At 68.6% G+C, this 6,221-nt stretch carries 5 protein-coding genes; 4 read left to right on the top strand and 1 reads right to left on the bottom strand.

The annotated features are described in order from the left end of the window. The first annotated feature begins 305 nt into the window (after positions 1-305). From E1H18_RS25880 to copD, 3 genes are all read left to right on the top strand, one after another. Positions 306-2,651: a heavy metal translocating P-type ATPase gene (locus tag E1H18_RS25880; protein ID WP_172274923.1), complete on the top strand. Its 2,346-nt coding sequence runs from the start codon at positions 306-308 to the stop codon at positions 2,649-2,651. An 88-nt stretch (positions 2,652-2,739) separates the two neighbouring features. Further along, positions 2,740-3,102 (top strand): copper homeostasis periplasmic binding protein CopC, encoded by a 363-nt coding sequence (gene copC / locus E1H18_RS25875; RefSeq protein WP_066685876.1) that lies wholly within the window; start codon positions 2,740-2,742, stop codon positions 3,100-3,102. Between the two features lie 3 nt (positions 3,103-3,105). Beyond that, positions 3,106-4,032, top strand: coding sequence for a copper homeostasis membrane protein CopD (gene copD, locus E1H18_RS25870; RefSeq protein WP_172274920.1), 927 nt, complete (start codon positions 3,106-3,108; stop codon positions 4,030-4,032). A 9-nt stretch (positions 4,033-4,041) separates the two neighbouring features. On the opposite strand, the gene E1H18_RS25865 is transcribed toward copD, so the two are convergent. Next, positions 4,042-5,145 (bottom strand): acyltransferase, encoded by a 1,104-nt coding sequence (locus E1H18_RS25865; protein ID WP_172274918.1) that lies wholly within the window; start codon positions 5,143-5,145, stop codon positions 4,042-4,044. 620 nt (positions 5,146-5,765) lie between these two features. Here E1H18_RS25865 and E1H18_RS25860 point away from each other — a divergent pair. Next, positions 5,766-6,119: a hypothetical protein gene (locus E1H18_RS25860; RefSeq protein WP_172274915.1), complete on the top strand. Its 354-nt coding sequence runs from the start codon at positions 5,766-5,768 to the stop codon at positions 6,117-6,119. Positions 6,120-6,221: the final 102 nt, after the last annotated feature.

Below are 6,221 nucleotides of genomic sequence, written 5' to 3'. Positions count from 1 at the left end.
TCTTCAATCGTGATATGGTCGTAGCGCGATCCCATGTGAAAAATCTCCGTGGACGTAAGTCCATAAAAACCCTCACAAATCGCACTTCAAAATAGAATCCGCCCGGCTACATATATTTATCGTATAACAAAGATTATCGGAAATAAAGCTACCCAGCGAACGACGCCAACTGGGGTAGCGATCATAATCGACCTCGCCAACAACTGAGAAACCGGCAGTGGCCGTCGCCGTTTGATCTAGCCCAACGAGGGATAGCTTCGAGGCATGCGTATTGCGAATTATCGTGTGACGCATGGAGAGAAGTGATGTCCGGTTCGAACTCACACCATGGCCATCACCACCCTGGCGTCCCAGTCGGCGAGCATCGCGATCCCGTCTGCGGCATGAGCGTGGATCCGGCCACCGCGCCGGAGCACCGCCTGAATGCGGGGCGGCATTCCCACTTCTGTTCGACCGGCTGCGCGCGCAAGTTCGACGCCGAGCCTGAACGCTACCTGCAAGACGTCGCCGCGCCGAAGGCGGCATCGTCCGAAGCGACGCCGGGCGCGATCTATACCTGCCCGATGCACCCAGAGATTCGGCGGTCCGGCCCGGGCAGCTGCCCGATCTGCGGCATGGCCTTGGAGCCGCTGACCGTCACGGCCGACAGCGCCCCCAATCCCGAACTGCGCGACATGACGATCCGGTTCTGGATCGGCCTGGCCCTGGCCTTGCCCGTCTTCGCGCTGGAAATGGGCGGCCACATCGGACTGATGGCGCTTCACCTGACGCCAGGGGTGTCCAATTGGGTCCAATTGGCCTTGGCCACACCCGTGGTTCTGGGCTGCGGCTGGCCCTTCTTTGAGCGTGGCGCGCGCTCGCTGGCGACGCGCCAGCTCAATATGTTCACGCTGATCGCCATGGGCATCGGCGTGGCCTGGACCTACAGCGTGGTCGCCACCCTGGCGCCTCAGCTCTTCCCGGCCGCCTTCCGCCGTCCCGACGGCTCGACGCCGATCTATTTCGAGGCCGCCGCGGTGATCACGGTCCTGGTGCTGCTGGGCCAGGTGCTTGAGCTGCGCGCGCGCGAGAACACCTCCGGCGCGATCAAGGCGCTGCTGGACCTTTCGCCCAAGACCGCGCGCCGAATGTTCGACGGCGAGGACTTCGAGATTCCCGTCGAGGAGATCCAGGCCGGCTTCCATCTGCGCGTCCGCCCCGGCGAGAAGATCCCCGTCGACGGTCGGGTGCTGATGGGCGAGGCCTCGGTCGACGAGTCCCTGGTGACCGGCGAGTCCATGCCAGTCCACAAGTCGCCGGGCGACAAGGTGATCGGCGGCGCCCTGAACAAGACCGGCTCCTTCCTGATGATCGCCGACAAGGTCGGCGCCGACACCCTGCTCTCGCAGATCGTGGCGATGGTGGCCGAGGCCCAGCGCAGCCGCGCGCCCATCCAGCGGATGGCCGACCAGGTATCGGGCTGGTTCGTGCCGGCCGTCATGCTCGTCGCCCTGATCGCCTTCGGCGCCTGGGCGGCGTTCGGTCCGCCGCCGAGCATGGCCTTCGCGCTGGTGGCGGCGGTCTCGGTCTTGATCATCGCGTGTCCCTGCGCCCTGGGGCTGGCCACGCCGATCTCGATCATGGTCGGTGTCGGCCGCGGCGCGGCCGCCGGCGTCCTGATCAAGAACGCCGAGGCCCTGGAGCGCTTCGAGAAGATCGACACCCTCGTCGTCGACAAGACCGGCACGCTTACCGAAGGCCGACCGGCCGTCACGGCGATCCGCCCGGCGGCGGGGTTCACGGAGGAGGAGATCCTGCGCCTGGCCGCCAGCCTGGAGCGGGCCAGCGAGCATCCGCTGGCCGACGCGATCGTTCGAGCCGCGGCGGCGCTGGAGCTGCCGCTGTCGCATCCCGAAGACTTCGACTCGCCCGTGGGCAAGGGCGTGGTCGGCAAGGTCGAGGGGCGCGTCCTGGCGATCGGCTCGGCCCGCTTCCTGGACGAGCAAGGCGTGGCGTCGGCGCCGCTCGCCGACCAGGCTGACGCGCTGCGCCAGGACGGCGCCACGGCGATCTATGTCGCCATCGACGGAGTGGTCGCCGCCGTGCTGGCCATCGCCGACCCGGTCAAGCCGACCACCCAGAAGGCCGTCGAAGCCCTGAAGGCGGACGGCGTGCGCGTGGTCATGCTGACCGGCGACAACCGCACGACCGCCCAGGCCGTCGCCAAGCGGCTGGGCATCGACGAGGTCGAGGCCGACGTCCTGCCCGACGAGAAGGCCGCCGTGGTCAAGCGCCTGCGGGCTGAAGGCCGCAAGGTCGCCATGGCGGGCGATGGCGTCAACGACGCGCCGGCCCTGGCGGCGGCCGAGGTCGGCGTCGCCATGGGCGCGGGCTCGGACGTCGCCATCGAGAGCGCCGGGGTCACGCTGCTGCACGGGGACCTGGAGGGCCTGGTCAAGGCGCGTCGCCTCTCGCGAGCGGTGATGGGCAACATCCGGCAGAACCTGTTCTTCGCCTTCGCCTACAATGTCGCGGGCGTGCCGATCGCGGCCGGGGTGCTCTATCCGGTGTTCGGCTGGCTGCTGTCGCCGGCGATCGCCGCGGCGGCCATGGCTCTGTCCTCGGTCAGCGTGGTCGGCAATGCGCTGCGCCTGCGGGCGGTGCGGCTTTAGGCGCTGACTGGCGCGGGCGTTGTTGAGGGGTTGGGCCGCCGCCCGCGTAGGAACTTAGGACAAAGTCGCCTTTCAACAGGACCGCCCCATGACCTACCGCGCTTTCCTCGCCACCGCCGTTCTGTCGGCCTCGATCCTGGCCGGCGGCCAGGCCAGCGCCCACGCCAAGCTGGTGGCCTCCGACCCCGCCGCCAACGCCACGGTCGCCGCGCCCAAGACCATCCGCCTGACCTTCAATGAAAAGCTCGCCCCAGCCTTCTCGAGCTTCGAGCTGGCCATGGCCGACGGCATGAAGGCGCCGGTCAAGACCACCGTCTCGGCCGACCGCAAGACGATCACGGGCGTGCCCAAGGGCCGGCTGATGGCGGGCGCCTACAAGCTCACCTGGCATGCGGCCGCCGCCGATGACGGTCACCGCATGGATGGGACCCTGGCCTTCACGGTGAAGTAGCCGATGGAGACCGCGGTAGTCCTCGTTCGCTGGGCGCAATATGTGACGTGCTTCGTCCTGGCGGGCGGGGCGCTCTTCGCGCTCTACGCCCTGCCGGCCGCGGGTCCGTCCAGCGCCGTGGCGCTGGGCTGGCCGCGTCGGCTCCTGGCGGGCTGCGCCGCGCTGCTGGTCGTGGCCAGTCTCCTGGGTCTTGTGCTGCAAACGGCCGTGGTCGCCGGGTCGCTTTCCGCGGCGCTGGATCCCTCGATCCTGACCTCGGTGATCAGCGAGATGGCGATGGGCGCGGCCTCGCTCGCACGGGCCCTGGCCGCGGTCGTGGCGCTGCACGTGCTTCTGCTCGCGCCGCCCGGCCGCGCCGCCTGGATCGCTGTATCAACGTTGGGGGCCGTGGCTGCGGCCAGCATGGCCTGGATGGGCCACGGCGCGGCCACCGAAGGTTTCGGCGGGGGCCTGCACCTGGCGGCCGACATCGCCCACCTGGCGGCGGCCGCCGTGTGGGTCGGCGCCCTGGTGTTCTTTCTGGGGCTGGCCGGGGTCAGTCGGCGTGACGCGCGACAGGCGCCGACCTTCCATGCCGCCCTGGCGGGTTTCTCGGGCATCGGCTCGGGCGTCGTCGCCGTGCTGGTCGCCAGCGGCCTGATCAACAGCTGGTTCCTCGTCGGGCCCATGGGCGTTGCGGCCCTGGTCCGCACGCCCTACGGGCTTCTTCTGCTTCTCAAGCTCGTTCTCTTCGGCGCCATGGTCGTGCTGGCCGCCGCCAACCGGTTTCGCCTGACCCCGGCCCTGCGCGAAGCCCTGGTCGAGCCAGCGCCGCCCAGCACGGCGGTCAAGGCGCTGCGCCGCAGTCTCGTGCTGGAACTGAGCGCGGCGATGGCGCTCGTCGCCGTGGTCGCCTGGCTAGGACGTCTCGCGCCGATCAGCGCGCAATAGCCGCAACGTTCAGAGCACCGGTTCGTGCGCCGGCTCGGGCGTGGGGCGCCGCGCGAAGGGATCGCGCGCCCGCAACCAGTTACGCGCAGGCCGTTCGACAAGATGGTAGGCGACCATCGCGGCCAGCTGACAGGCCACGAACGCTCCTGCCCAGGCCAAGGCGATCCCGGCGCCGGACAGGTCTGGCGCCAGCCTTTCCAGAGCGTGGAAATAGACGATGTCGGCCGGAAGGTGGACCATGTAGAGGCTGTAGGAGACCTCGCCGAGATAGACGAGCGCCGGCGCCGACATCGCGCCTGGCTTCGCGGCCTTGGACGTCTCGGCCAGGCAGAAGATCAGCATCGCCAGACCCGGCCAGATATAGAGATCGCTCAGTCGCAGGTTGGCGGCGATCGCCACCCAGGCCGTCGCGGCGAGCGCGCCGAATCCGGCCATGCCGGCCGGCAGGCTCAGGCTCGATCCCAAGCGATGCAGGGCCGCGCCCATCAGGAAGGCCGGGATGATCCGCAAGGCGCCGATCTGGGCGCTCATGTCGGTGAACAGCACCCCGCGCCCCTGGGCCGTCAGGAACATGGCGACGAACAGGGCGAGCACGGCGAGGACGAAGAGGCGTGGCCAACGCCTCAGCGACACCGAGGCGATGGCCGCGACCGGAAAGCCGAGGTAGGCGAACCACTCAGCCGAGATCGACCAGGAGGGGAAGTTCCATTGCACGGTGGGCGTCGTGCCCCAGGCATGCACTAGCAACAGGTGCTGGGGGAGCATGCGCGGGTCGAACGCCTGGGGATCGAAGCGGACGCCCAGCTTCAAGGCCGCGAGCCAGATGGCGATCGTCGCGGCCAGGGTGACCAGATGGACGGGATAGACCCGCGCCAGGCGCGCCCAAAGGAAGGAGCCGTAGTTGAACCGTCGCTCGGCCCAGGCCCGCGTATAGACGTGGCTGAGGATGAAACCCGACAGGATGAAGAAGAGGTCGACGCCGAGGTAGCCCTTGGCGGCCAGGCCAAAGCGCTCGAGACCAAGGTCCAGGTGGTTGCGGAAATGATAGACGAGCACCCACAGCGCCGCGCAGATGCGCAACGACGTGAGCGGACGGATGTCCGACGGATACATGGCCCCTCCCCCGAGGCAATGGTTGGAGCGGCACGAGCGCGTTCGCCGCGCGCCGGCCGTCGCGCCAGCTGTCGATCCTGGCCCACACCTGGCCTTCCAGGCCGGGCAGCTGGGCGTGCGGCTGGCGCCGCAACGCCTCGAAAAGTTCGTCGAGCTGGTCGCTCATCGTCGATCCCCTGACTCTGCACGCCTACATACGCGGCCCGCGGTCCAACCCCTCACCTCAGGCGCGACGCGCCCCCGGGCCGGCCGTGCGTCCGGCGCACGACGCGGAGAAAAACCATATGCTGAAAACGTCCGCACGGATCCACAGGTGTTGGGCCGCTGGCGACGCTCGGGTGCGGGTGAAAGCCACGCACGCCCCGGCCCCGCATGGCGATCGCCCCCCGGGGGGACGCGCCCGCGCCCAGGACGGCCGAGGTTCGGAGCGGCGCGATCGCCGCCGCGGCCTGGCGCCCCGTCGCGCGAGACGAGGGCCAAAACCTGCGCTTCGGAATCTACGTATTCCGACCCGGGACGTAGGACCCTAGTCCCTGACTCGAAGAACAACTTCTTCCCGTCGAAGATCAAACGGCGGCGCATCTACTCATCTCCAAACCTATTCATCTAAGGAGTCAAAGATGATCAAGACGTCCGTCATCGCCGGCTTGGCCGGCATCGCGATGCTCGTTGCAACGCCGGTTCTGGCGCAAGGGATCGGCCACACCTTCTTCATGAAGGGCTCGATCGTCGCGAACGACAGCAACGGCACCGTGATCTGCATCGGCAAGGCGGACGGCGCCGAGGTCGGCCAGACCCTGGAAGTCTACCGCGTCAAGCAGCTGCCGGGGCCCAACAAGGCCCCGCCGTCCTATCGGCGCGACCTCGTCGGGCACGTGAAGATCGACCACGTCTTCGACGACCACTTCGCCCATGTCACGGTCGCCGACGGTACGCCGGCCAAGCACGACATCGTCGAGCTGCGCAAGAACTGAGCGGGCGATCGGTTCGCCAGCGGCGGGATGGCCCACGCCGTCTCGCCGGAGCGACCGGCGGGCGCGCCCCTCCGCTGACCTTGGGCTTTCGTCCAACGAGCG

The sequence above is a fragment of the Caulobacter sp. RHG1 genome, from assembly GCF_013181195.1.
GTDB lineage: Bacteria > Pseudomonadota > Alphaproteobacteria > Caulobacterales > Caulobacteraceae > Caulobacter.
Note: the sequence above shows the minus strand (reverse complement) of the source record. Positions and strands in the feature narration are given on the sequence as shown.

Coding starts and splice junctions, on each gene's coding strand:
- copD (WP_172274920.1), top strand. CDS start 3,106: ATGGAGACCGCGGTAGTCCTCGTTCGCTGGGCGCAATATGTGACGTGC.
- E1H18_RS25880 (WP_172274923.1), top strand. CDS start 306: ATGTCCGGTTCGAACTCACACCATGGCCATCACCACCCTGGCGTCCCA.
- copC (WP_066685876.1), top strand. CDS start 2,740: ATGACCTACCGCGCTTTCCTCGCCACCGCCGTTCTGTCGGCCTCGATC.
- E1H18_RS25860 (WP_172274915.1), top strand. CDS start 5,766: ATGATCAAGACGTCCGTCATCGCCGGCTTGGCCGGCATCGCGATGCTC.
- E1H18_RS25865 (WP_172274918.1), bottom strand. CDS start 5,145: ATGTATCCGTCGGACATCCGTCCGCTCACGTCGTTGCGCATCTGCGCG.